Here is a 316-nt window from a genome sequence, read left to right on the forward strand (position 1 = left end):
TCACGCCGCCGGTGTCGGCGAGCCGATCAGCGATGCGCTGGTGCGGCTGGTCATGGTGCTCAAGGTCAACAGCCTGAGCCGTGGTTTTTCCGGTATTCGCCGTGTAGTGATCGACGCACTGATCGCGCTGATCAACGCCGAGGTTTACCCGCACATTCCATTGAAAGGTTCGGTCGGTGCTTCCGGTGACCTGGCGCCATTGGCCCACATGTCGCTGGTGCTGCTGGGCGAAGGCAAGGCTCGCTACAAAGGCGAATGGATGGAAGCGACCGAGGCACTGAAAGTTGCCGGTCTGAAGCCCCTGACGCTGGCCGCT

Annotated in this window: 1 protein-coding gene; it reads left to right on the forward strand. The window is 61.7% G+C overall.

From position 1 onward, the window contains the following. Window positions 1–316 (forward strand): aromatic amino acid lyase (locus tag ACM6IR_RS25110; protein ID WP_414910181.1); only part of this gene is annotated, 316 nt, incomplete at both ends.

It is taken from the genome of Pseudomonas sp. IT-P253 (genome assembly GCF_949768125.1).
Taxonomy (GTDB): domain Bacteria; phylum Pseudomonadota; class Gammaproteobacteria; order Pseudomonadales; family Pseudomonadaceae; genus Aquipseudomonas.